The organism is Pseudomonas sp. P9_2 (assembly GCF_034008255.1).
GTDB classification, from domain to species: domain Bacteria; phylum Pseudomonadota; class Gammaproteobacteria; order Pseudomonadales; family Pseudomonadaceae; genus Aquipseudomonas; species Aquipseudomonas synxantha_A.
The window spans coordinates 1622245-1647531 of the sequence record NZ_CP125376.1; the positions used below are offsets into that span (position 1 = coordinate 1622245).

At 57.5% G+C, this 25287-nt stretch carries 21 protein-coding genes; 14 read left to right on the forward strand and 7 right to left on the reverse strand.

Translation table 11 applies throughout. From position 1 onward, the window contains the following. Nucleotides 1–18 precede the first annotated feature (18 nt). On the forward strand, nt 19–1392 hold the full coding sequence (gene trkA, locus QMK52_RS07060; RefSeq protein WP_005783380.1) for a Trk system potassium transporter TrkA: 1374 nt from the start codon (nt 19–21) through the stop codon (nt 1390–1392). Between the two features lie 18 nt (nt 1393–1410). After that, the gene (locus QMK52_RS07065) at nt 1411–1722 is read left to right on the forward strand and encodes a tetratricopeptide repeat protein (protein ID WP_005783379.1); all 312 of its coding nucleotides are present in this window, start codon (nt 1411–1413) and stop codon (nt 1720–1722) included. A gap of 134 nt (nt 1723–1856) precedes the next feature. On the opposite strand, the gene QMK52_RS07070 is transcribed toward QMK52_RS07065, so the two are convergent. Together QMK52_RS07070 and QMK52_RS07075 are read right to left on the reverse strand one after the other, a co-directional pair. Then, nucleotides 1857–2744 carry a lysophospholipid acyltransferase gene (locus QMK52_RS07070; RefSeq protein WP_005783378.1) on the reverse strand — a complete coding sequence of 296 codons (888 nt, stop codon included), beginning with the start codon at nt 2742–2744 and terminating at the stop codon, nt 1857–1859. A gap of 40 nt (nt 2745–2784) precedes the next feature. After that, nucleotides 2785–3342, reverse strand: coding sequence for a DNA-3-methyladenine glycosylase I (locus QMK52_RS07075; RefSeq protein WP_005783377.1), 558 nt, complete (start codon nt 3340–3342; stop codon nt 2785–2787). Nucleotides 3343–3423: 81 nt separating this feature from the next. On the opposite strand from QMK52_RS07075, the gene glyQ reads away from it, so the two are divergent. The 4 genes from glyQ (at nt 3424) to QMK52_RS07095 (ending at nt 7820) form a co-directional block, all read left to right on the forward strand. Next, nucleotides 3424–4377: a glycine--tRNA ligase subunit alpha gene (glyQ, locus tag QMK52_RS07080; RefSeq protein ID WP_003187265.1), complete on the forward strand. Its 954-nt coding sequence runs from the start codon at nt 3424–3426 to the stop codon at nt 4375–4377. Then, nucleotides 4374–6428, forward strand: coding sequence for a glycine--tRNA ligase subunit beta (gene glyS, locus QMK52_RS07085; RefSeq protein ID WP_320403959.1), 2055 nt, complete (start codon nt 4374–4376; stop codon nt 6426–6428). The genes glyQ and glyS overlap by 4 nt, the downstream gene beginning before the upstream one ends. Further along, the gene (gene gmhB / locus QMK52_RS07090) at nt 6428–6967 is read left to right on the forward strand and encodes a D-glycero-beta-D-manno-heptose 1,7-bisphosphate 7-phosphatase (protein ID WP_320404189.1); all 540 of its coding nucleotides are present in this window, start codon (nt 6428–6430) and stop codon (nt 6965–6967) included. Before glyS ends, gmhB begins: the two co-directional genes overlap by 1 nt. A gap of 82 nt (nt 6968–7049) precedes the next feature. After that, nucleotides 7050–7820, forward strand: a complete 771-nt coding sequence (locus QMK52_RS07095; RefSeq protein ID WP_005783374.1) for a lysophospholipid acyltransferase family protein — start codon at nt 7050–7052, stop codon at nt 7818–7820. 181 nt (nt 7821–8001) lie between these two features. Here QMK52_RS07095 and QMK52_RS07100 read toward each other — a convergent pair whose 3' ends face one another. Beyond that, on the reverse strand, nt 8002–10281 hold the full coding sequence (locus tag QMK52_RS07100) for a CHASE2 domain-containing protein (RefSeq protein WP_320403960.1): 2280 nt from the start codon (nt 10279–10281) through the stop codon (nt 8002–8004). Nucleotides 10282–10653: 372 nt separating this feature from the next. Here QMK52_RS07100 and QMK52_RS07105 point away from each other — a divergent pair, with 372 nt between their 5' ends. After that, entirely contained in the window at nt 10654–11376 is a 723-nt protein-coding gene (locus tag QMK52_RS07105) for a response regulator transcription factor (protein WP_005783372.1), read from the forward strand. Nucleotides 11377–11479: 103 nt separating this feature from the next. Here the strand turns inward: QMK52_RS07105 and gyrB are convergent, their stop codons facing one another. The 4 genes from gyrB to dnaA are packed head-to-tail and all read right to left on the reverse strand — an operon-like array spanning nt 11480 to nt 17685. Next, nucleotides 11480–13897 carry a DNA topoisomerase (ATP-hydrolyzing) subunit B gene (gene gyrB, locus QMK52_RS07110; protein ID WP_005783347.1) on the reverse strand — a complete coding sequence of 806 codons (2418 nt, stop codon included), beginning with the start codon at nt 13895–13897 and terminating at the stop codon, nt 11480–11482. A gap of 4 nt (nt 13898–13901) precedes the next feature. After that, nucleotides 13902–15005 carry a DNA replication/repair protein RecF gene (gene recF, locus QMK52_RS07115; RefSeq protein WP_032878606.1) on the reverse strand — a complete coding sequence of 368 codons (1104 nt, stop codon included), beginning with the start codon at nt 15003–15005 and terminating at the stop codon, nt 13902–13904. A gap of 20 nt (nt 15006–15025) precedes the next feature. Further along, nucleotides 15026–16129, reverse strand: coding sequence for a DNA polymerase III subunit beta (gene dnaN, locus QMK52_RS07120; RefSeq protein WP_005783345.1), 1104 nt, complete (start codon nt 16127–16129; stop codon nt 15026–15028). A 38-nt stretch (nt 16130–16167) separates the two neighbouring features. Further along, a complete protein-coding gene (gene dnaA, locus QMK52_RS07125) occupies nt 16168–17685 on the reverse strand; it encodes a chromosomal replication initiator protein DnaA (protein ID WP_005783344.1) in 1518 nt (505 codons plus the stop codon). Between the two features lie 575 nt (nt 17686–18260). Between dnaA and rpmH the strand changes: the two genes are divergently transcribed. The 7 genes from rpmH (at nt 18261) to rsmG (ending at nt 25273) form a co-directional block, all read left to right on the forward strand. After that, complete coding sequence (rpmH, locus tag QMK52_RS07130) at nt 18261–18395, forward strand: 50S ribosomal protein L34 (protein ID WP_003213577.1); 135 nt, start codon at nt 18261–18263, stop codon at nt 18393–18395. A 13-nt stretch (nt 18396–18408) separates the two neighbouring features. Next, on the forward strand, nt 18409–18816 hold the full coding sequence (rnpA, locus tag QMK52_RS07135) for a ribonuclease P protein component (RefSeq protein ID WP_020302575.1): 408 nt from the start codon (nt 18409–18411) through the stop codon (nt 18814–18816). Continuing rightward, complete coding sequence (gene yidD / locus QMK52_RS07140; protein WP_019816912.1) at nt 18809–19054, forward strand: membrane protein insertion efficiency factor YidD; 246 nt, start codon at nt 18809–18811, stop codon at nt 19052–19054. Before rnpA ends, yidD begins: the two co-directional genes overlap by 8 nt. A gap of 2 nt (nt 19055–19056) precedes the next feature. Then, nucleotides 19057–20739, forward strand: coding sequence for a membrane protein insertase YidC (gene yidC / locus QMK52_RS07145; RefSeq protein ID WP_005792609.1), 1683 nt, complete (start codon nt 19057–19059; stop codon nt 20737–20739). Nucleotides 20740–20818: 79 nt separating this feature from the next. Further along, complete coding sequence (mnmE, locus tag QMK52_RS07150; protein WP_005792608.1) at nt 20819–22189, forward strand: tRNA uridine-5-carboxymethylaminomethyl(34) synthesis GTPase MnmE; 1371 nt, start codon at nt 20819–20821, stop codon at nt 22187–22189. 550 nt (nt 22190–22739) lie between these two features. Further along, nucleotides 22740–24632 carry a tRNA uridine-5-carboxymethylaminomethyl(34) synthesis enzyme MnmG gene (gene mnmG, locus QMK52_RS07155; protein ID WP_005792607.1) on the forward strand — a complete coding sequence of 631 codons (1893 nt, stop codon included), beginning with the start codon at nt 22740–22742 and terminating at the stop codon, nt 24630–24632. After that, entirely contained in the window at nt 24629–25273 is a 645-nt protein-coding gene (rsmG, locus tag QMK52_RS07160; RefSeq protein ID WP_005792606.1) for a 16S rRNA (guanine(527)-N(7))-methyltransferase RsmG, read from the forward strand. The genes mnmG and rsmG overlap by 4 nt, the downstream gene beginning before the upstream one ends. The last annotated feature ends 14 nt before the right edge of the window (nt 25274–25287 follow it).

Below are 25287 nucleotides of genomic sequence, written 5' to 3' on the forward strand. Positions count from 1 at the left end.
TTTTAAGGGAGTGACCGGATGAAAATCATCATCCTTGGGGCAGGGCAGGTTGGTGGCACACTGGCCGAACATCTGGCCGGCGAAGCCAACGACATTACCGTGGTCGACACTGATGCCGAGCGCCTGCGTAACCTGGGCGACCGCCTGGATATCCGTACGGTGCAAGGCCGCGCATCGTTTCCGACGGTGCTGCGTCAGGCGGGTGCCGACGATGCCGACATGCTGGTCGCGGTGACCAACAGCGACGAAACCAACATGGTCGCCTGCCAGGTGGCCCATACCTTGTTCCATACCCCGACCAAGATCGCCCGTGTGCGCGAGGCGGCCTACCTGACCCGCGCCGGCTTGTTCGATAACGATGCCATTCCCGTCGACGTACTGATCAGCCCGGAACAGGTAGTGACCCACTACATCAAGCGCCTGATCGAGATTCCGGGCGCCTTGCAGGTGATCGACTTCGCCGAAGGCAAGGCGCAATTGGTGGCGGTGAAGGCTTACTACGGTGGGCCGTTGGTGGGCCAGCAACTGCGCCAGCTGCGCGAACACATGCCAAATGTAGAAACCCGCGTAGCAGCAATTTTCCGTCGTGACCGGCCGATCCTGCCCCAGGGCGATACGGTGATTGAAGCCGACGACGAAGTGTTTTTCATCGCCGCCAAAGCGAATATTCGCGCCGTCATGAGCGAGATGCGCAGGCTCGATGAAAGCTACAAACGCATTGTCATCGCTGGCGGTGGGCAGATTGGCGAACGTCTGGCCGAAGCCATCGAAAGCCGCTACCAGGTGAAGATCATCGAGATGAGTCCGGCGCGTTGCCGGCATTTGTCCGACACCCTCGACAGCACCGTCGTGCTGCAAGGCAGCGCCTCGGACCGCGACCTGCTGATGGAAGAGAACATCGCCGACGCCGACATCTTCCTGGCCCTGACCAACGATGACGAAGCCAACATCATGTCGTCGCTGCTGGCCAAGCGGCTGGGGGCGAAAAAGGTGATGACCATCATCAACAACCCGGCCTACGTCGACCTGATCCAGGGCGGCGATATCGATATCGCCATCAGCCCGCAGCTGGCCACCATCGGCACCTTGCTCGCCCACGTACGCCGTGGCGATATCGTCAGCGTGCACTCATTGCGCCGGGGCGCGGCGGAAGCCATCGAGGCGATCGCCCACGGTGACTCGAAGTCGAGCAAAGTCATCGGCAAGGCCATCCGCGATATTGGCCTGCCGCCGGGCACCACTATTGGCGCAATTATTCGTGATGAAGAAGTGATCATTGCCCACGACGACACGGTGATCGCCACCGGTGATCATGTGATTCTGTTCCTTGTGGATAAGAAACATATCCGCGACGTGGAGAAACTGTTCCACGTGGGCCTGAGCTTTTTCTGATCAAACGGAGTGACCGACATGCTCGAATCCCTGGAAAAAATGCTCGCCAAGGGTGTGGATAATTCGCTGCTGCGCTTCGGCTTGGGCAAGGGTTATATGGACTTGAAGGACAACGCCAAAGCCGCCGAGCATCTGGGCAAGTGTGTCGAGTTCGATCCAAAGTATTCGGCGGCGTGGAAGTTGTTGGGCAAGGCACACCAGGCCCAAGGTGACAGTGCCGCAGCACGACAGGCGTGGGAAAAAGGCATTGAAGCGGCCCAGGCCCACGGCGACAAGCAGGCCGAAAAAGAGATGACCGTGTTCCTGAAGAAACTCGATCGCCAGGCTTGATACAGGACTAAATGTGGGAGGGGGCTTGCTCCCGATGGCAGTGTGTCAGCCAATGCATATTTGACTGAACCACCGCTATCGGGAGCAAGCCCCCTCCCACATTGTTTCTATATCGGTCTTGAGTCAGGTGTGAATCAGTACCACCGCGCCTCACCCGGCGGGCGCTTCTTGAAGCGCTTCATGCTCCACATGTACTGGCTCGGGTAGGCGCCGACATAGCGCTCCACCACTTTGCTCATCGCCGCGCAGGAGGTGGCGGTGTCGGTGCTGTACATGTCTTCCGGCGCCGCTTCCAGGATCACTTTGTAGCCTGAGCCGTCCGGCAGGCGCAACGCGTGCAGGAATACGCCAACAGCCTTGTGGCCCGCGAGCATGTTCGGCACGAATTTGCTGGTGAGGGCCTGGGTGGCGAAAAACGGTACGAAGATGCCGGCGGACTCGGCTGGTTCCGGGTCGGCAGGAATGCCTACCTGGCCGCCTTTGCGCACCTCCTTGATCACGCTGAGAATGCCTTCCTTGGTCGACGCCGCCACGCGGTTGCCCAATTGCACGCGTTGTTTGCGCAGCAGTTCGTCCACCGCCTTGAGCTTGGGCGGGCGATAGAAAATGATCGGTTTGCACTGGCTGCAATAGAAGTGGTTCAGCACTTCCCAGTTGCCCAGGTGACTGGTGATACCCACCACGCCTTTGCCCGAGGCCAGGGCTTGGTGCAGCACTTCCAGGCCCTCGACTTCCCGCACCAGGTCGATGGAACGCTGGGCTGGCCAGATCCACGCGCAGGCGCTTTCGGTGAGAGACTTGCCGATGTCCATCAGGCTGCGGCCCACCAGGCGCTCGCGCTCGGCCGGGTCCATGTCCGGGAAGCACTTGGAGAGGTTGATCCGCACGGTGTCGCGGGAGCGGTTGGGGGTTTTCCACATGATCCAGCCGATGCCCGTGCCGACGGCTTGTACAGCGCGCCAGGGCAGCAGGGCAAACAACCGGAGAGCGCCTACCAGCAAGGCGCCTTTAAACTTTTCCACAGGTCACTCCTGATCGTGTGTGGTGCGCAAAACCGGCATTCTAACCGGCGTTGACCAAGTCCGCGTAACGGTCACAGTCCTGGGTGTGGTCCATGACCATGCCCGAGGCCTGCATGAAGGCGTAGCAGATGGTCGGCCCGACGAAGGTGAAACCGGCTTTTTTCAAGGCGCGGCTCATGGCTTCAGCCTCGGGTGTAATGGCCGGGACGTCGCTGCGATCCTTGAAGTGATTGACCTTGGGTTTGCCGCCGACAAATGACCACAGCAACCCCACCGGGTCTTCCAGCGCCAGCCAGGCCGCCGCGTTGCGCCGTGTAGCATTGAGCTTCAAGCGATTGCGCACGATGCCCGGATCCTGCATCAGCGCCTCGATTTCTTCATCGCTTAACCGCGCCAGACGCTGCGCATCAAAGCCGAACAAGACCTTTCGATAATGCTCGCGTTTGCGTAAAACAGTGATCCAGGACAGACCCGCCTGGAACCCTTCGAGCAAAAGCAACTCGAACAAACCCTGCGCATCGCGCAGCGGCGTTCCCCACTCTTGATCGTGATAAGCCATGTACAGCGGATCTTCAGAACACCAAAAGCAGCGTGGCATAAGGCTCCAGGGAGTGGTGGCGGGGCCGAATCGGGTATACTCCCGCTCTTTAAATCGCAGCCCAAGTAACAGGTGAATTTCGTGAGCCAGCCTACGCCAGCCGTGCGTACCTTCCAAGACTTGATCCTCGCCCTCCAGCAATACTGGGCCGAGCAAGGTTGTGTGGTACTTCAGCCCTACGATATGGAAGTAGGCGCCGGCACTTTCCACACCGCTACATTCCTGCGGGCCATCGGCCCGGAAACCTGGAACGCCGCTTATGTGCAGCCCAGTCGCCGCCCGACTGACGGCCGCTACGGCGAAAACCCGAACCGTCTGCAGCACTACTACCAGTTCCAGGTGGTATTGAAGCCCAACCCGGACAACTTCCAGGAACTCTACCTGGGCTCGCTCAAGCATGTGGGCCTGGACCCACTGGTGCACGACATCCGTTTCGTCGAAGACAACTGGGAATCGCCAACCCTGGGCGCCTGGGGCCTGGGCTGGGAAGTCTGGCTCAATGGCATGGAAGTGACGCAGTTCACTTACTTCCAGCAAGCGGGCGGCATCGAATGCTACCCGGTCACCGGCGAGATCACCTATGGCCTGGAGCGTCTGGCCATGTACCTGCAAGGCGTGGATTCGGTCTACGACCTGGTATGGGCTGATGGCCCATTCGGCAAGGTGACCTACGGCGATGTGTTCCACCAGAACGAAGTGGAGCAGTCCACCTACAACTTCGAACACGCCAACGTCGACAAGCTGTTCGAACTGTTCGACTTCTATGAAAGCGAAGCCAAGCGGCTGATCGAACTCGACCAGCCGCTGCCGTTGCCAAGCTATGAAATGGTGTTGAAGGCGTCCCATACCTTCAACCTGCTGGACGCCCGCCGTGCTATCTCGGTAACTGCGCGCCAGCAATACATCCTGCGTGTACGCACGCTGGCGCGTTCCGTCGCCCAAGCCTACCTGCTGGCGCGTGCCAAGCTGGGCTTCCCGATGGCAACCCCTGACCTGCGTGATGAAGTGTTGGCTAAGCTGGAGGCTGCACAATGAGTGCTCAAGATTTCCTGGTTGAACTGGGCACCGAAGAGCTGCCACCCAAGGCACTCAATACCCTGGCCGATGCCTTCCTGGCCGGTATCGAAAAAGGCCTGCAGACTGCCGGCCTGAAGTTTGAAGCCAAAAAAGTCTACGCCGCGCCGCGCCGCCTGGCTGTGCTGCTGACCGCGCTGGAAACCCAGCAGCCGGACCGCAACATCAACCTGGACGGCCCACCGCGCCAGGCAGCTTTCGATGCCGACGGCAACCCGACACAAGCCGCCCTTGGCTTTGCCAAGAAATGTGGCGTAGAGCTGAGCGAGATCGACCAGAGCGGTCCGAAACTGCGTTTCAGCCAGGTCATCACCGGCAAGCCGACCGCCAGCCTGCTGCCGACCATCGTTGAAGACTCCCTGAACGACCTGCCTATCCCCAAGCGCATGCGCTGGGGTGCGCGCAAGGAAGAGTTCGTACGTCCGACCCAATGGCTGGTAATGCTGCTCGGTGACCAGGTCATTGATTGCACCATCCTCGCCCAGAAGGCTGGTCGTGATTCCCGTGGTCACCGCTTCCATCATCCCGAAAGCGTGCGCATCACTTCGCCGGCCAACTACCTCAACGACCTGCGCGCCGCTTACGTATTGGCCGATGCCAATGAGCGGCGCGAGCTGATCAGCAAGCGCACCGAAGAATTGGCCCGCCTGCAGGAAGGCACCGCCATCGTGCCGCCAAGCCTGCTGGACGAAGTTACCGCTCTGGTGGAATGGCCGGTGCCGCTGGTGTGCTCGTTCGAAGAGCGTTTCCTCGACGTGCCACAAGAAGCCTTGATCACCACCATGCAGGACAACCAGAAGTATTTCTGCCTGCTGGACGCAGACGGTAAGTTGCTGCCGCGTTTTATCACTGTGGCCAACATCGAGAGCAAGGACCCGCAGCAGATCATCGCCGGTAACGAGAAAGTCGTTCGCCCGCGCCTGACCGATGCCGAGTTCTTCTTCAAGCAAGATAAGAAGCAGAAGCTCGAAGACTTCAACCTGCGCCTGCAAAACGTGGTGTTCCAGGAAAAACTCGGCAGTGTCTACGACAAGGCCGTACGGGTTTCCAAGCTGGCGGCCTACATTGCGCCACGCATCGGCGGCGACGCAGCCTGGGCCGCCCGTGCCGGCTTGCTGTCCAAGTGCGACTTGGCCACCGAAATGGTCGGCGAGTTCCCTGAGATGCAAGGTGTCGCCGGTTACTACTACGCCCTCAACGACGGCGAGCCGGACGACGTCGCCCTGGCCCTGAACGAGCAGTACATGCCACGCGGTGCCGGTGCAGAACTGCCGACCACCCTGACGGGTGCGGCCGTGGCCATCGCCGACAAGCTCGATACGCTGGTGGGTATCTTCGGTATCGGTATGTTGCCCACCGGTAGCAAAGACCCGTATGCCCTGCGCCGTGCGGCATTGGGCGTGCTGCGGATCCTGATCGACAAGAAGCTGGATCTCGACCTGACCCAGGCCGTGGTGTTCGCCGTCGGCCAGTTCGGGGCCAAGGTCAAGCAAGCCGGCCTGGCCGAGCAAGTGCTGGAGTTCGTGTTCGACCGCCTGCGTGCGCGTTACGAAGACGAAGGCGTGGACGTTTCCGTCTACCTGTCGGTACGTGCCCTGCAACCGGGTTCGGCACTGGACTTCGACCAGCGCGTACAAGCCGTACAAGCGTTCCGCAAGCTGCCGGAAGCCGATGCCCTGGCGGCCGTGAACAAGCGTGTGTCGAACCTGCTGAGCAAGGCCGACAACCTCGGCAATGCCGACGTTGACCCAAGCCTGTTTGCCGATGCCAAGGAGTTCTCTCTGAACTCGGCCATCGCCAAGGCCGAGAACGCCGTGAAACCGCTGATCGCCGAGCGTAACTACGCTGAAGCGTTGGCGCGCCTGGCGTCTCTGCGTGAACCGGTAGACGCCTTCTTCGAAGCGGTGATGATCAATGCCGACGATGCCGGCGTGCGGAAAAACCGTTACGCCATGCTCGCGCGTCTGCGTGGCCTGTTCATCAATATCGCTGACATTTCCGTATTGGGCTGATCATGTTGAAACTGCTGATTCTCGATCGGGACGGGGTGATCAACTACGACTCCGACGCTTACATCAAGTCGGTACAGGAGTGGATCCCCTTGCCCGGCTCGATCGAGGCCATCGCGCAGTTGAGCAAAGCCGGCTGGACGGTGGCGATCGCCACCAACCAGTCCGGCATCGCCCGCGGTTACTACGACATCGCCACCCTGGACGCCATGCACGCGCGCTTGCGTACGTTGGTAGCCGAACAGGGCGGTGAGGTGGGGCTGGTGGTTTACTGCCCTCACGGGCCGGATGAGGGCTGCGATTGCCGCAAGCCCAAGTCTGGCATGTTGAAAATCATTGCAGAACATTACAAGGTGCCCTTGGCTGGGATATGGTTCGTCGGGGACAGCCTCGGTGACCTGGAGGCGGCCAAAGCCGTCGACTCTCAGCCAGTTTTGGTAAAGACCGGAAAAGGCGAAAAGACCCAGGCGAAAAACCTGCCGGTAGGCACTTTGATTTTTGACGATCTGGCGGCGGTTGCCGCAGAACTTATTAACAACTAGCCGCCCTCGACTTCCTGACCAAGGATTGTTCGGGAGTGCGCTTTTAACAGGCGGGCCGTGTCCCGCAACGGTAAATGCCGCCATGTCGATCTTGCAGGCCATCAGAACCTTTTTCTTTTACCTGCTGCTGGGCACCAGTTCGTTTCTCTGGTGCACCCTGAGCTTTTTTATTGCCCCCTTCCTGCCGTTCAAGGCGCGTTATCGCTTCATCAACGTTTATTGGTGCCGTTGCGCGTTGTGGCTGAGCAAGGTGTTCCTGAACATCCGTTTCGAGGTCAAGGGCGCAGAAAACGTCCCGGACCAACCCTGCGTGATTTTGTCGAACCACCAAAGCACTTGGGAAACCTTCTTTCTTTCCGCGTACTTCTCGCCCCTGAGCCAGGTGCTTAAGCGTGAACTGTTGTACGTTCCGTTCTTTGGCTGGGCCATGGCCATGTTGCGCCCGATCGCCATTGACCGTGACAACCCCAAGGCGGCGCTCAAGCACGTGGCCAAGAAGGGCGACGAGTTGCTCAAGGACGGCGTCTGGGTGCTGATCTTCCCCGAAGGTACGCGTGTGCCCTACGGCACCGTAGGCAAGTTCTCGCGGGGCGGTACCGCATTGGCGGTCAACGCCAACCTGCCGGTGCTGCCCATTGCCCACAATGCCGGCAAGTTCTGGCCGAAGACCGGCTGGGCCAAACGCGCGGGCACCATCACCGTGGTTATAGGCGAGCCGATGTACGCAGAAGGCGAGGGGCCGCGTGCGATTGCTGCACTGAACGACCGCGCAGCAGCGTGGAATGAAGCGCAGCAGCGAGCCATGGGTTCCCTGCCTCCTGAGCCCTTGGTAGTCGAGACCCCGGCGATTTGAGAATCTGTGGATAACCTGTGTACGCTTTGTTGGCGAATTGGCTTTTTTGATTCATAACATGCTGATTTAGCTGCATATTTCTGAAGGTCATAAAATCTCGAAAAACGTGCATAAGTTTTTTCTTCATAAAAAAACCGGTCCTTGTGACCGGTTTTTTATGCACAGCAGAAAAGTCGGTTTTTTAGTCTTCCAACTGCGGCAATAACAGGATGAATGTCGAGCCCTTGCCCAGCTCACTTTCACAAACGATGCGTCCGCCGTGCCGTTCCACCACAGCCTTAACCATCGTCAGCCCCAGTCCAAGACCGTCACTGCCCTGGGCCGAATCGAAACGCCGGTATTGGCTGAACAGTTCCGGTAAATCATCGGGGGCAATCCCCGGCCCCTGATCGCTGATGCGGCATTCCAACCACCCCTGTGCACTGCCGTGTCTTAACCTGACGGTAGTGCCGGATGGGGAGTATTTGATCGCATTCTCCAGCACGTTGAACAACGCACGGGTGAGCAGTGATTGATCGGCATGGATCATGGCTTCATCCGCTTCATCCAGGTCGTGGACCAGGTGGATGCCCTTGAGTTGCGCAATCACCGCCACTTGATCAAAGGCGTCCATCACCAGCATGGCGAACAAGGTAGGCTGGAACTGGTAACCGTCAGCCTCGGCCTTGGCCAATTGCACAAAGGATTCGGTAAGGCTCAAGGCCCGTCTGACCTGTTGCTCGACCTGGGCAAAGATTGGCGATTCGCCGTTATGCACATCCAGCAGGGCGAGGATCGCCGAATGGGGTGCGCGTAGGTCGTGGGAGAGGAAACGCAGCATGGTCTCGCGATGCTGCTGGGCTTCTCGCTCCTTGCTCAGGTCCGTCAGGCTCAACAGCCATCCGAGGGCGAAGTCACCTTCGGCCGGAAGCAACGGCGCAAGCTCCATCCGCAGACTGCGTTGGTGGATATCGCGGAACTCGACCAATTCCAGTGCTGACAGGGCAGGGCGTACGCCGTTATGCAGCGGGGGATAACCCAAATCGGCGAGTTGTTCGATGAGGTTTGAATTGACCAGGTCGTTACCGAACACATCACGGGCTACACGGTTGGCCAACAGAATATTGCCCTGTGGGTCGGTTATCAGCGTAGCCACCGGCAGGCATTCCAACCCGTCAGCCATAAAGCGCCGCGTATCACGCGTACGACTGACTGCCTGCTCAAGGGCAAAGATCCGCCCCTGCAACACATCACCCTTGCTGGCGGGCGCACGACGACGCTCCGGCAGCACCTTGGGCTCGTTATCCAGCCGCGCCAGTTCCCAACCAAAGTAGGCCAGGATGACGCTCAGGCGCCGCCAGTTCCAGATGAGATAGCTGAGTAACAGCCCGATCAAACATGCGGCGGGAGACCACCAATGCCCAAGGCGCAGCAATGCCCATGAGCCCACGAGCGCCGCGGTCATGCCACCCAGGGTCATCCACAGGGCGTAGCGAGGGCGATACAGCAGAAGGCCCAGCAGCAAGGTCACCAAGGATGTCGCCAACAGGGCAGCAAGCCATCCGGGCAGGTCGACAATGCTGCGTCCCTGCAACAGACCATTGAGGATATCGGCCTGGATCTCCACTCCTGCGGTCGTGCCGACGGTGGAGGAGAGCGGTGTCACAAAACGATCGGCCATTCCATACGCCGTGGCACCTATCAGAATCAGCCGGCCGCGCAGTGTCTCGGGAGGTACCTCGCCGCGTAATACGCTGAGGTAGGACACGCTGGGAAAGTGGTCATCTTCCGAGGTGAAAGGCACGCGGATTTCATGCTCCTGATGCCACTGCTGGCTGCTGGGCTCCTGGGCAAGGCCCGGCATTACCGGTGCTTGCTCACTCAGCGCGAACGCCAGCCATGCCAATTGAGGGAGCGTGCTTCCCGGTGGGCCTTCACGCAGATACACGCTGCGTACGATGCCGTCGCTATCCGCTTCGACGTTGATATGCCCCACGCCCTTGGCGCACTTGAGCAACGGTGACAGCGGCTCTCCTGGCAGGCTGGGACTTACACTGCTATCACCGACGATGGGCAGCAGTACATTGCCAGCATTGCAGACCGCATCAGCCAACCGTCGTCCATCGGCCCCCTTGCTAGGTTCGCTGAAGACTACGTCAAACAGAATGCCTGCCGGCTGGGCGGCGCTAAGGCGTTCAATCAGATCTGCATGCACGCTGCGCGGCCACGGCCATGGGCCGAGTACTTCCAGGCTGGGCGCATCAATGGTGACCAGCAGAATCCGTGGATCCACCGGTAAAGGTGTCAGTCGGCGCAGGCTGTCGTAGAGAGGGTTATTCAGTGCCAGGCCCGGGCTCAAGGACAGGTAAACGGTAAAGGGAAGTAACACCAGCCCGATCAACAACCATTCACGGACCAACCCGTGGAACAACAGCTGTGCCTGGGTGGGTTGGCGTTTCTCGGCTTTACGCCATAGTTTCACAGGGCTACCGCCGAAAGTATGCGAAGGCAATGATGGTCATCGGGTAAAGGTGTCATATGCCCACTCCCTCTCCATGTGGTGACGTTCAACAGTGTTCTGAAACAAGTGAAGCTTATTTCGGTCTCAGTTGAGGACTTTACCCAGAACCGTGCAACAAACCATACCTCACCTTGTTGCAGGGCAGGGGTATGAGCGAGTCCTTTTCCTCACAGACAGGAGCCGGTATCTTTGCTCTGAGCATCACGGGATCTTATCAGCGTATCGAGAGATACAAGGATCGTAGAATCCGCCCATAATTGTTCAGATTCAGAGGCTGGCTTTGCACAGTCGCCTCTCATTAAAGCAGTCGTATTTTTTGTAGGAAGGACCCCCATGCGAGTCGCAATACTGGATGACGAGCCCGCCGAGTTGCGACGGGTGGAACAGACACTGCGACAGATTCCCAGCACTGCGGAACAGCCATGGTCGCTGCATTTCTTTGAGCGCGGCGAAGACCTGCTGCGCCAACTGCGGCGGGAAACCTTTGACCTGCTGATCCTGGATTGGCAACTGCCGGATATCTCGGGCATTGCCTTGTTGCGCTGGACCCGCGAACACATGGAATCGCCCCCCGCGGTAATCATGCTCACCAGTCGCGATGCCGAAAGCGATATCGTCACCGCACTGAACAGCGGCGCAGATGATTACGTCAGCAAACCCTTTCGCCCCAACGAGCTCAAAGCACGCGTCAGCGCCGTCCTGCGACGTCACGGCCTGCAGAAGTCGGCTACCCAGGAAGTGCAGAGCTTTAATGACCTAACGTTCGACGATGCCGAACTGACCGTCACCCGCGCCGGCAAACCCATTAACCTGACAGAACGGGAATACCGCCTGGCCAGTTGCCTATTTGCCAACCTGGCCCGGCCGCTGTCTCGCGAGTACCTGTATGAGCGGTTTTGGAGCCATGAGGAAATGGTCTCGTCACGGCCTTTGGATACTCATATCTACCGTCTGCGTAACAAGCTCGGGCTGACGGCGGATCGCGGCTGGCAGCTGTTGACGATCTATGGATATGGGTATCGTTTGGAGAGTGTGGCTACTACGGCGCAAAGTTGAAATCTTGATGTTCCACGTGGAGCATTTTAAAACGCTTAACCATCACCCAATAAAAAAGGCCAACGCTAAGCGCTGGCCTTTTTGTTCAAGCAGGTTTACCTGATCAGAAATCCAGGTTAGACACCGCCAAGGCGTTGCTCTCGATGAAGTCACGACGAGGCTCGACCGCATCACCCATCAGGGTGTTGAAGATCTGGTCTGCGCCAATGGCGTCTTCGATAGTCACACGCAACATACGACGCTGAGCCGGGTCCATGGTGGTTTCCCACAGCTGGTCCGGGTTCATCTCGCCAAGACCTTTGTATCGCTGGATGGTATGGCGCTTGGTGCTTTCAGCCATCAGCCAGTCCAGGGCTTCCTTGAACTCTTTGACCGCTTTCTTGCGCTCGCCACGCTGAATGTAGGCACCATCGTCCAGCAGGGTGCTCAGTTGCGCGCCGAGGGTGACGACCGTTTTGTAATCGTTGCTGCCGAAGAAGTCGCGGTTGAAGGTGACGTAGTTCGACAAACCGTGGGAGATCAGTTCGACCTCCGGCAGCCACACGTTACGTTCGCGGTCTTCGCGCAGGCTGGCTTTGTACACCAGGCCAGACTTCTCGACGGTACGCAGACGCACTTCGTACTGGGCCAGCCAATCCTGCATGGCGGCGTGATCGCCCAACTGCTCCAGGCTCACGGCCGGCAGGTAGATGAAGTGCTCGGTCAGCTCCTGAGGATACAGGCGCGACAAACGCTTGAGCGTCTTCATGACCATACGGAAGTCGTTGACCAGACGCTCCAGCGCCTCGCCGGAGATGCCCGGGGCTTCGTCGTTCAGGTGCAGGCTGGCATCTTCCAGGGCCGACTGCGTCATGTACTCTTCCATGGCGTCGTCGTCTTTGATGTATTGCTCTTGCTTGCCTTTTTTCACCTTGTACAACGGCGGCTGGGCAATGTAGATGTAGCCACGCTCGATCAGCTCTGGCAGCTGACGGAAGAAGAACGTCAGCAGCAGGGTACGAATGTGCGAACCGTCGACGTCAGCATCGGTCATGATGATGATGTTGTGGTAACGCAGCTTATCGATGTTGTACTCATCACGGCCAATACCGCAGCCGAGTGCAGTGATCAAGGTGCCGACTTCCTGAGAGGAAATCATCTTGTCGAAGCGCGCCTTCTCAACGTTGAGGATCTTGCCCTTCAACGGCAGGATGGCCTGGGTGCGACGGTTACGACCCTGCTTGGCGGAACCGCCAGCAGAGTCACCTTCCACCAGGTACAGTTCGGAGAGGGCAGGGTCCTTCTCCTGGCAGTCAGCCAGTTTGCCAGGCAAGCCGGCAATATCCAGCGCGCCTTTACGACGGGTCATCTCACGGGCTTTACGCGCGGCTTCACGGGCGCGGGCAGCATCGATCATCTTGCCGACAACCAGCTTGGCCTCGTTGGGGTTTTCCAACAGGAAGTCGGAGAAGTACTTGCCCATTTCCTGTTCAACCGCGGTCTTCACTTCGGAAGACACCAGCTTGTCTTTGGTCTGAGAGCTGAACTTCGGATCCGGAACCTTGACCGAGATAATCGCCGTCAGGCCTTCACGGGCATCGTCACCGGTGGTGGCGACTTTATGCTTCTTCGCCAAACCTTCCGCTTCAATGTAGGTGTTCAGGTTACGCGTCAACGCAGAACGGAAACCCACCAAGTGAGTACCGCCATCGCGCTGGGGAATGTTGTTGGTGAAGCACAACAGGTTCTCGTTGAAGCTGTCGTTCCACTGCAGGGCGATTTCCACGCCGATGCCGTCTTCACGTTGGATATTGAAGTGGAACACCTGGTTGACCGCAGTCTTGTTGGTGTTCAGGTATTCAACAAAAGCACGCAGGCCGCCTTCGTACTTGAACAACTCTTCCTTGCCGCTGCGCTCATCCTTGAGGACGATGCCGACACCGGAGTTGAGGAAGGACAGTTCACGAATCCGCTTGGCCAGGATGTCCCAGCTGAAGTGGATGTTCTTGAAGGTCTCAGCCGACGGCTTGAAGTGGATCTGGGTACCGGTGGTTTCACTGTCACCAACGATTTTCATCGGTTCCTGTGGCACACCGTGGACGTAAGTTTGTTCCCAGATCTTGCCGCTACGGCGAACGGTGAGAATCAACTCTTCGGACAGAGCGTTCACTACCGACACACCTACACCGTGCAAACCGCCGGATACTTTATAGGAGTTGTCGTCGAACTTACCGCCGGCGTGGAGCACGGTCATGATGACCTCTGCCGCCGAAACGCCTTCTTCTTTGTGCACGTCTACCGGGATGCCGCGACCGTTGTCACGCACGGTAATGGACTCATCCGGGTGGATGATAATGCTGATGTCGTCGCAGTGACCGGCCAGAGCTTCGTCGATGGAGTTATCGACCACCTCGAACACCATGTGGTGCAGACCGCTACCATCATCGGTGTCGCCAATGTACATACCGGGACGTTTGCGTACGGCATCCAAACCTTTCAGCACTTTAATGCTGGTCGAGTCGTACGTGTTTTCTTCGCTCATGCCTTCACTCCCGATGGTCGTGGGTCTGGGTGATACGGCCTTGTTCCACGTGGAACAAAGCGACTGGCGTTTCCGTCTGCCAGCCTTCCCTCAATAATTCGTGGTCTACACAGGTAATGAATACCTGGCAGCGTAAGTCTTCCAACAAGCGGCATAGCGAACGGCGGTGCTGTTCGTCGAGCTCCGACGGCAAGTCATCCACCAGATAAATACACTGACCGCGCCTGGCCTGGCTAACCAAGTGCCCTTGCGCAATACGCAGCGCACACACCACCAACTTCTGCTGGCCGCGGGACAAAATATCCGCAGCATTATGTGCACCTAATCTAAGGCGCAAATCAGCGCGTTGGGGGCCGGCCTGGGTGTGTCCGATTTGCTGATCCCGCTGCAGGGACGTCGCAAGCACAGCACTGAGCTCACGGTCTTTGTCCCAACCTCGGTAGTAACTCAGCGTCAGCCCCTCGAGATCCAGCAACTCGCTCAAGGTCTGCTCAAAGACTGGTTTCAAGGCTTTGATATAGGCACGACGGTATTCATCTATTTCGTCGCTGGCCAGGCACAGCTCTCGGTCCCAGGCTGCTTGCGAAGCGGCGTCAAGTGTACCATGCCGCAGCCATGAGTTCCGCTGCCGCAGGGCCTTCTGCAGGCGCTGCCAAGTGGCCATGAAGCGGGGTTCCACGTGGAACACACCCCAATCGAGGAATTGGCGGCGGATTTTCGGTGCACCTTCCAACAGACGGAAGCTGTCGGGGTTGATCAACTGCAACGGCAGAATTTCTGCAAGTTGTGCGGCACTGCGCGCATTTTGCCCGTCGATACGAATCTGAAATTCCCCGCCGCGATCGCGGGATATCCCCAGTGCGCTTTGACCACCTTCCGCCAACTCGACTTGGCCAAACACTGTACACGCCAACTGTTCGTACTGAATCACCGGCAACAGGCGGGCACTGCGAAAGGACCGAGCCAGCCCCAGCAAGTGGATAGCTTCCAGCACACTGGTTTTGCCACTGCCGTTGGCGCCATGGAGGATATTGATGCGGGGGGAAGGGGAGAAGGTCACCGGGTGCAGATTGCGCACCGCGGTGACAGAGACGCGACTAAGGGACATCTAGCTTCTGCTGAGCATGATTACAGGCGCATCGGCATGACAACATAAGCCGAGTCGTCGTTATCGGATTCTTGCACCAGGGCGCTGCTGTTGGAGTCCGACAGGATCAGGCGAACCTGTTCGGTAGTCATGACGCCCAACACGTCCAACAGGTAGCTCACGTTAAAGCCGATTTCCAGAGAGCCGCCGTTGTAGTCGACGCCCACTTCTTCTTCTGCCTCTTCCTGCTCCGGGTTGTTGGCCTGGATTTTCAATTGGCCGTTGGCCAATTGCAGGCGAATACCACGGTACTTTTCGTTCGACAGAATCGCAGTACGACTGAACGCTTCACGCAAGGCCTGGCGATCGCCAATCACCAGCTTGTCGCCACCTTTAGGCAACACACGCTCGTAATCCGGGAACTTGCCGTCAACCAATTTGGAGGTGAAGGTGAACTCACCAGTGGTCGCGCGGATATGGTGCTGACCCAACACGATGCTGACATTGCCGTCCGGCTCGGTGAGCAAGCGCGCCAACTCAAGGATACCTTTGCGGGGGACGATCACCTGGTGACGATCAGGCTGGCCGATATCGGCACGCATCGAGCACATCGCCAGACGGTGACCGTCAGTGGCAACCGCACGAATGATGCCTTCGGATACTTCCAGCAACATGCCGTTAAGGTAGTAGCGCACGTCCTGCTGGGCCATGGCGAAGCTGGTGCGCTCGATCAAGCGGCGCAGCTTGCTTTGCTCCAGGCTGCACGTCAGCGAGCCTGGCCCTTCTTCCACGGTAGGGAAGTCATTGGCCGGCAAGGTCGACAGAGTGAACCGGCTACGGCCAGCCTTGACCACCAATTTTTGCTCATCGACCTTGATGTCAATCAGCGCATCGTTGGGCAGGCTTTTGCAGATGTCCATCAGCTTGCGCGCCGGAACAGTGATTTCGCCGGGTTCGGCGGGCTCTTCAAGCTGCACACGACCAACCAGCTCGACTTCCAGGTCGGTACCGGTCAAGGACAACTGCTGGCCTTCGACCACCAGTAATACGTTGGAAAGCACCGGCAAGGTCTGTCGGCGCTCGACGACGCCTGCGACCAGTTGCAGGGGTTTCAACAGGGCTTCGCGTTGAATGGTGAAATGCATGGTCTAGTCCCTTGCCTTAATAAGCTGCGCTGGTGTCATCACGTAGTCAGTGTACGCAGCAGGTTCTTGTAGTCCTCGCGAATATCCGCGTCGGATTCCTTAAGTTCGTTGATTTTGCGGCAGGCGTGCAAGACCGTGGTGTGGTCGCGACCGCCAAACACATCGCCGATTTCCGGCAGGCTGTGGTTGGTCAGCTCCTTGGAGAGAGCCATGGCCACCTGACGCGGGCGTGCAACCGAGCGCGAACGGCGCTTGGAAAGCAGGTCGGAAATCTTGATCTTGTAGTACTCGGCCACGGTGCGCTGGATGTTATCCACACTCACCAACTTGTCCTGCAGGGCCAACAAGTCTTTCAGGGATTCGCGAATCAACTCGATGGTGATATCACGGCCCATGAAGTGCGAGTGAGCGATGACCCGCTTGAGCGCGCCCTCCAGCTCACGCACGTTGGAGCGAATGCGTTGGGCAATAAAGAAGGCAGCGTCGTGAGGCAGATCAACCTTTGCCTGATCGGCCTTCTTCATCAGGATCGCGACCCGGGTTTCCAGCTCCGGCGGTTCTACCGCAACGGTCAGGCCCCAGCCGAAACGCGACTTCAGGCGCTCTTCCAAGCCTTCAATTTCTTTCGGGTAACGGTCACTGGTCAAGATGACCTGCTGGCCACCTTCGAGCAAGGCGTTGAAGGTGTGGAAAAACTCTTCCTGGGAACGTTCCTTGCGAGCAAAGAATTGAATGTCATCGATCAGCAAAGCATCAACGGAGCGGTAGAAACGCTTGAACTCGTTGATCGCATTGAGCTGCAAGGCCTTGACCATGTCAGCCACGAAGCGCTCCGAATGCAGGTACACAACCTTGGCGTTCGGGTTCTTCTTTAATAGGTGGTTACCCACGGCGTGCATCAAGTGCGTCTTACCCAAGCCAACGCCGCCATAAAGGAAGAGCGGGTTGTAACCGTGCTTGGGGTTATCGGCGACTTGCCAGGCAGCTGCACGGGCCAGCTGGTTGGACTTGCCCTCGACGAAGTTCTCGAAGGTGAAGGTGCGGTTCAGATAACTGGTGTGCTTGAGCCCACCCTCAACCTGCACAGTGCGCTGTTCGGCACGAACGGGAGCCTGCTGGGAGCTGGCGCCTGCCATCGGATCGAAGCTGTCGCGAGACGGTTCTTCATGCTCCGGCGCATTTTTTTGCGCAGAGGATTTGGACGGCGTTGCAGCAGGCGCAGCAGAAGCAGCAACCGGTGCCGCTGCCGCCTGAGCTTGCGATGCCGCTGCAGCCAAAGGCGCGTTCGGCGCAGCACGGGGTGCCGAGCTACGTTTGCTGCCTATTAATAAGGAGAGCACGGGCGCGAGGCCATTGCCATGTTCGTCGAGCAATTCGAGAACGCGGCTCAGGTACTTCTCATTGACCCAGTCGAGAACAAAACGATTGGGTGCGTAGACACGCAACTCGTCGCCTTCGGCTTCGACCTGTAGCGGACGGATCCAGGTGTTGAATTGCTGGGCAGGCAGCTCATCGCGCAAAAGCTCCACGCACTGCTGCCAAAGTTCCACTGACACGGATATCCCCTAAGTTGAAAGCCGGTGAGGCAAAAACAGCCGCCATTGTAGCGACCAGCCGCCCACTTATCCACATGTAGGTTGCTCACAGGGCACCCAAAATCAATGTGTTAACCGCAGAAAAGGCGACCAATGGTCTGTGCATAAGCTCTGTGGATAAGCCACCCTGAGCTCGTTGCACAAGTGGGGGCAAAAGTCTGTGGGTAACTGGCCTGTGGATAACAACCCATTCCACGCACAGCTTATCCGATAGCGCAGCACAGGCAGAGCACTGCTTCTCCCCCGTGTTGTCATTCTCTGTACAGCACGCAGAATAAGGGCTAAAGGCAGTTATCCACAGATGATCGCCTGGCTAGCTTTTATAAGCTTTACAGAAAAGCTTTAAATAACTTCCTTCTTTATTTTTATATCTATGGCATGGCGGATGAAAGCAGAACGGCTCGGAAGGCAACAAAGATCTAATTGAAGGAAAAGCTGGTTGGAAATTGACCTAGAGGCTTGCTTTCTCTAGAATCGCCGGTCTCTTAAAACGGGGGCCATTCCGGCCCGTTGTGGACGAACCAGGTAACAACGCCATGAAACGTACTTTCCAACCAAGCACCATCAAACGCGCCCGTACTCACGGCTTCCGTGCTCGCATGGCTACCAAGAACGGCCGTGCTGTCCTGTCGCGTCGCCGCGCCAAAGGTCGTGCGCGTCTGGCAGTTTGATAATCCGGTACTGGTGGTGAGTCAGGACTTCAGTCGGGAAAAGCGTCTGCTTACCCCCCGGCATTTCAAGGCAGTCTTTGACTCCCCCACCGGCAAGGTTCCGGGGAAAAATCTCCTGCTCCTTGCGCGTAACAACGATCTTGATCACCCCCGTCTCGGGCTGGTGATTGGCAAGAAGAGCGTCAAGCTCTCCGTTGAGCGCAATCGCCTCAAGCGTCTGATGCGCGAATCGTTTCGCCTCCACCAGGACACTCTGGTTGGTTGGGATATTGTTATCGTCGCGCGCAAAGGCTTGGGTGATGTAGAAAACCCCGAATTGATTCAGCATTTCGGCAAGCTCTGGAAACGTTTGGCTCGTACCCACAAGCCAGCACCAGCAGTCAGCACCGAAACTGTAGGGGTAGACAGCCTTGATGCGTAAACTGGCAATCGTTCCGATCCAGTTTTATCGCTATGCCATTAGTCCTCTGATGGCCAGCCACTGTCGTTTCTACCCCAGTTGTTCCTGCTACGCGTTAGAGGCCATAGAAAATCATGGTCTTCTGCGCGGTGGCTGGCTGACCTTTCGTCGTTTAGGTCGCTGTCATCCGTGGAATCCCGGTGGTTATGACCCGGTTCCACCTATCCCTACCTCCCGTTCTTCTTCGATGGCCGAGTAATCATGGATATTAAACGCACAATCCTGATCGTCGCCCTGGCAATCGTGTCCTATGTCATGGTCCTTAAATGGAACCAGGACTACGGCCAGGCTGCCCTGCCGACTCAGAATGTTGCTACCAATCAGGCTGCGCCGGCTATTCCGGACACCCCGCTGGGTAACAATGCGTCCGCGAGTGCCGATGTTCCCAGCGCGAATGGCGAGACAAGTGCCCCGTTAGAAACGCCAGTGGTCACCAACAAAGACCTCATCCACGTGAAAACGGATGTGCTCGACCTGGCTATCGACCCACAAGGTGGTGATATCGCACAGCTGAAGCTGCCGCTTTATCCACGTCGCCAGGATCATCCGGATGTTCCGTTCCAGCTGTTCGATAACGGCGGTGAACGTACTTATCTGGCGCAAAGCGGCCTGACCGGCACCAATGGTCCGGATGCACGTGCTACCGGTCGTCCGGTTTATTCGACCGAGCAAAAGACTTATCAACTGGCAGACGGCCAGAACCAGTTGAACGTCGACCTGAAATTCAGCCTCGACGGCGTCAACTACATCAAGCGTTTCAGCTTTACCCGTGGTTTGTACGATTTGAAGGTCACTTACCTGATCGACAACACCAGCGACAAAGCCTGGAGCGGCAACCTGTTTGCCCAGCTCAAGCGTGACGCCAGCTCCGATCCGTCTTCCAGCACCGCCACCGGCACCGCGACTTACCTGGGCGCCGCCCTGTGGACAAGTAACGAGCCGTACAAAAAAGTGTCGATGAAAGATATCGACAAGGGCACGCTGAAAGAAACCGTCCAGGGTGGCTGGGTAGCGTGGCTGCAGCACTACTTCGTAACCGCCTGGATTCCGAACAAGGGCGACGCGAACCTGGTTCAAACCCGCAAGGACAGCCAGGGCAACTACATCATTGGCTTCACTGGCCCGGCGTTGACCGTCGCTCCAGGTGCCAAGGCTGAAACCAGCGCTACGCTGTACGCCGGCCCTAAAAGCCAGGCCGTATTGAAAGAGTTGTCCCCAGGTCTGGAACTGACTGTGGATTACGGCTTCCTGTGGTTCATTGCCCAGCCGATCTTCTGGCTGTTGCAACATATCCACAGCATCGTCGGTAACTGGGGCTGGTCGATCATCTTCCTGACCATGCTGATCAAGGGGATCTTCTTCCCACTGTCGGCAGCCAGCTACAAGTCGATGGCGCGTATGCGTGCTGTTGCCCCGAAACTGGCGGCACTGAAAGAACAACATGGCGATGACCGGCAGAAAATGTCGCAGGCCATGATGGAGCTGTACAAGAAAGAGAAGATCAACCCGCTGGGTGGATGCTTGCCTATTCTGGTACAGATGCCGGTGTTCCTGTCGCTGTACTGGGTACTGCTGGAAAGCGTGGAAATGCGCCAAGCGCCGTTCATGCTGTGGATAACTGACCTGTCGATCAAGGACCCGTTCTTTATCCTGCCGATCATCATGGGCGCGACCATGTTTATCCAGCAGCGTCTGAACCCAACCCCGCCGGATCCGATGCAGGCCAAGGTAATGAAAATGATGCCAATCATCTTCACCTTCTTCTTCCTGTGGTTCCCTGCTGGCTTGGTACTGTACTGGGTGGTCAACAACGTGTTGTCGATCTCTCAACAGTGGTACATCACACGTAAGATCGAAGCGGCTACCAAAAAAGCCGAGGCGTAATTTACTCTGTGGATAACCACTCAAGACGCCCCCTAGTGGGGCGTTTTGCTTTCCGTCACTTTTGTTCTGGAACCTGCTGATGAGCGCTCCTCGTGAAACCATCGCTGCTGTCGCCACCGCTCAGGGCCGAGGCGGAGTCGGTATCGTTCGAATTTCCGGGCCCTTGGCGGGCGTTGCGGCCAAGGCAATCAGTGGCCGAGAGCTGAAACCCCGTTATGCCCATTACGGCCAGTTTCTGGATGCCGACCAAAGCGTATTGGACGAGGGTTTGGCGATCTATTTTCCGGGACCAAACTCTTTCACCGGTGAAGATGTCCTGGAATTACAGGGGCACGGTGGTCCTGTGGTCCTGGATATGCTCCTGCAGCGTTGTTTGCAACTGGGTTGCCGCCTGGCACGGCCAGGGGAATTCAGTGAACGGGCATTTCTGAACGACAAGCTAGATTTGGCTCAAGCCGAAGCGATTGCGGATTTGATCGAAGCCAGTTCTGCACAGGCTGCGCGTAACGCTTTGCGCTCATTGCAGGGGGCTTTTTCCCTGCGTGTGCATAACTTGACCGAGCAATTGATCAGCCTGCGTATCTACGTTGAAGCGGCGATCGATTTTCCCGAAGAAGAAATCGACTTCCTCGCGGATGGCCATGTGCTGGCGATGTTGGATAAGGTCCGTGAGGAATTATCCACAGTCCTGCGTGAAGCCGGGCAGGGCGCGTTGCTACGCGATGGCATGACCGTAGTGATTGCCGGCCGGCCCAATGCCGGAAAATCCAGCCTGCTCAACGCCCTGGCAGGGCGCGAGGCGGCGATCGTCACCGAGATTGCCGGCACTACCCGGGATATCTTGCGCGAACATATCCACATCGACGGCATGCCGCTTCACGTCGTCGACACCGCCGGGCTGCGCGACACCGACGACCAGGTGGAAAAAATTGGTGTGGAACGCGCGCTCAAGGCTATCGGGGAAGCCGATCGTGTGTTGTTGGTTGTCGATGCCACGGCACCGGAAGCTGTGGATCCTTTTGCGCTGTGGCCAGAATTCCTTGAGCAACGGCCTGACCCGGCCAAAGTCACCTTGATTCGTAACAAGGCCGACCTGACGGGTGAAGCGATTGCCCTGCAAACCAGTGAGGATGGCCATGTCACTATCAGCCTGAGCGCCAAAGCGGCAGGTGACGGCCTGGAATTGCTGCGTGAGCATCTCAAGGCCTGCATGGGCTATGAACAGACCTCGGAAAGCAGCTTCAGTGCACGTCGCAGGCATCTTGAGGCACTGCGCCATGCCAGTGCCGCCTTGGAGCACGGCCGGGCGCAGCTGACCTTGGCGGGTGCTGGGGAGCTGCTGGCTGAAGATTTACGTCAAGCACAGCAACTGCTGGGAGAAATTACCGGCGCGTTCAGCTCGGACGATTTGCTGGGCAGGATCTTCTCCAGCTTCTGCATCGGTAAATAGACCTTCGTTGTCCACAGACAGGCCATTCGCGCCTGTCTGTTCAGCCCGTTTCAGGGCAACCCAATCATTTTTTGACTGACTCGCCGAGCAATCGGTGTTTTTCCGTGCGCGCTATTCGCCTCGGCTGGTACTTTTCTGTGGATTAAACCCTGTGAGTAACCGCACCTGTGCCCAGTTGATAACAGGGCTTGAAACCTGAGTAAAAACCCGTCTGTGGATAACCATCACTTTAATCCACAGGCTTAAAGCACTTATCCAAGGGCCTCATTGGCACATGACCACAGACTTTTGAATCGCTGTACACATTGAATATAAAGGGCTGTAGAGATATATCCACAGAAACGTTGCTCAGTAGAAATAAACATAAAAACAAAGATTTAATAAATTTCTCTCTTTTAATTTCTATTGTCTGTGATTCATCCACAGCTGGTTAAATTTTGTGCAAAGGGTTCTTTAGGAAGGGCGAAGTCCCTATACTTGCCGCCATAGCTCCAAAACTCTTTCAACAGACAATTCCTGATTACCTACATAAGCAGGCACGAGGTGCGTGGTGGATTTCCCTTCCCGTTTTGAAGTGATCGTCATCGGCGGCGGTCATGCCGGTACCGAGGCAGCACTGGCGTCAGCACGCATGGGCGTAAAAACCCTGTTGCTTACGCACAACGTGGAAACCCTCGGTGCCATGAGTTGCAACCCCGCTATTGGCGGGATTGGCAAAAGCCATCTGGTCAAGGAAATCGATGCCCTTGGCGGTGTAATGGCGATGGCCACCGACAAAGGTGGTATTCAATTTCGCGTGCTAAACAGCCGTAAAGGCCCGGCCGTAAGGGCTACCCGAGCCCAGGCCGACCGCATCCTGTACAAGGCAGCGGTGCGCGAAACCCTGGAAAACCAGCCGAACCTGTGGATATTTCAGCAGGCTGCCGATGACCTGATCGTCGAGCAAGACCAGGTACGCGGCGTCGTTACGCAAATGGGTCTGCGTTTTCACGCAGACTCGGTAGTACTGACCACAGGGACGTTCCTCGGCGGACTTATCCACATTGGTATGCAAAATTATTCCGGTGGTCGCGCCGGTGATCCGCCGTCGATTGCCCTGGCAAAACGTCTGCGTGAACTGCCGCTGCGCGTCGGCCGCTTGAAAACCGGTACCCCGCCACGCATTGACGGGCGCTCTGTGGATTTCTCGGTGATGACCGAGCAAGCCGGCGATACGCCGATCCCGGTGATGTCGTTCATGGGTTCCAAAGAGCAGCACCCCAAACAGGTCAGTTGCTGGATTACCCACACCAACGCCCGTACCCACGAAATCATTGCCGCGAACCTTGATCGTTCGCCGATGTATTCCGGGGTAATCGAAGGCATTGGCCCGCGGTATTGCCCGTCGATCGAAGACAAGATCCACCGCTTTGCCGACAAGGAAAGCCACCAGGTCTTTATCGAACCCGAAGGCTTGACCACTCACGAGCTGTATCCCAACGGGATTTCCACCTCGCTGCCGTTCGACGTGCAGATCCAGATCGTGCAATCGATTCGTGGTATGGAAAATGCGCACATCGTGCGTCCCGGCTACGCCATCGAGTACGACTACTTCGACCCGCGTGATCTGAAATACAGCCTGGAAACCAAGGTAATCGGCGGTTTGTTCTTTGCTGGCCAAATCAACGGGACCACCGGTTACGAAGAAGCCGGCGCCCAAGGTTTGCTGGCCGGAACCAACGCGGCATTGCGTGCACAAGGCAAAGACAGCTGGTGCCCGCGTCGTGATGAAGCGTACATCGGCGTATTGGTCGATGACCTGATCACCCTGGGCACCCAGGAACCGTACCGCATGTTCACTTCCCGCGCGGAATACCGTCTGATCCTGCGCGAAGACAACGCCGATCTACGCCTGACTGAAAAAGGTCGCGAGCTGGGCCTGGTCGATGACGCGCGCTGGGCTGCCTTCTGCAAAAAACGTGAAAGCATTGCGCTTGAAGAGCAACGCCTGAAAAGTACCTGGGTTCGCCCGGGCACCGAACAAGGCGATGCGATTGCGGAAAAATTCGGCACGCCTCTGACCCATGAGTACAACCTGCTGAACCTGCTGTCCCGTCCGGAAATCGACTACGCTGGCTTGGTCGAAGTAACAGGCCAGGGCGCGGAAGATCCACAGGTTGCCGAACAGGTCGAGATCAAGACCAAGTACGCCGGTTACATTGATCGCCAGCAGGACGAAATCGCTCGCCTGCGCGCCAGTGAAGATACCAAGCTGCCTGTGGATATCGACTACACCGGGATTTCCGGGCTGTCGAAAGAAATCCAAAGCAAGCTGGGGATAACTCGGCCGGAAACACTTGGCCAGGCTTCACGCATTCCAGGCGTCACTCCTGCAGCCATTTCGCTGTTGATGATTCATTTGAAAAAACGCGGCGCGGGCCGTCAGTTGGAGCAAAGCGCTTGAGTTCGTTGGTCACCTCGCAACACGCCGAAGAGTTATCCACAGGAGCGCGCCAGTTGGGTGTGGCCCTCACCGAAGCCCAGCAAGAGTTATTGCTGAGCTATCTGGCCCTGTTGATCAAATGGAACAAGGCTTACAACCTCACCGCTGTGCGTGATCCAGATGAGATGGTGTCACGGCATCTGCTCGACAGCCTCAGCGTGATGCCGTTCATCGAAAACGGCCGCTGGCTCGACGTCGGCAGTGGCGGCGGGATGCCTGGCATTCCATTGGCGATCCTGTTTCCCGAGTCTCAAGTGACCTGCCTGGACAGCAACGGCAAGAAAACCCGCTTCCTGACCCAGGTCAAACTCGAACTCAAGCTGGATAACCTGCAGGTTATCCACAGCCGCGTGGAGGCCTTCACGCCTGAACAGCCTTTCAACGGCATTGTGTCCCGGGCGTTCAGCAGCATGGAGAATTTCAGCAACTGGACCCGCCATCTCGGCGACCGTGACACCCGCTGGTTGGCAATGAAGGGCGTCCATCCAAGCGACGAGCTGTTAGCATTGCCGGCAGACTTCCACCTCGATAGCGAACACGCCTTGGCCGTACCCGGTTGCCAAGGCCAACGCCATCTGCTGATACTGCGCCGCACGGCATGATTGGGAACACAAGC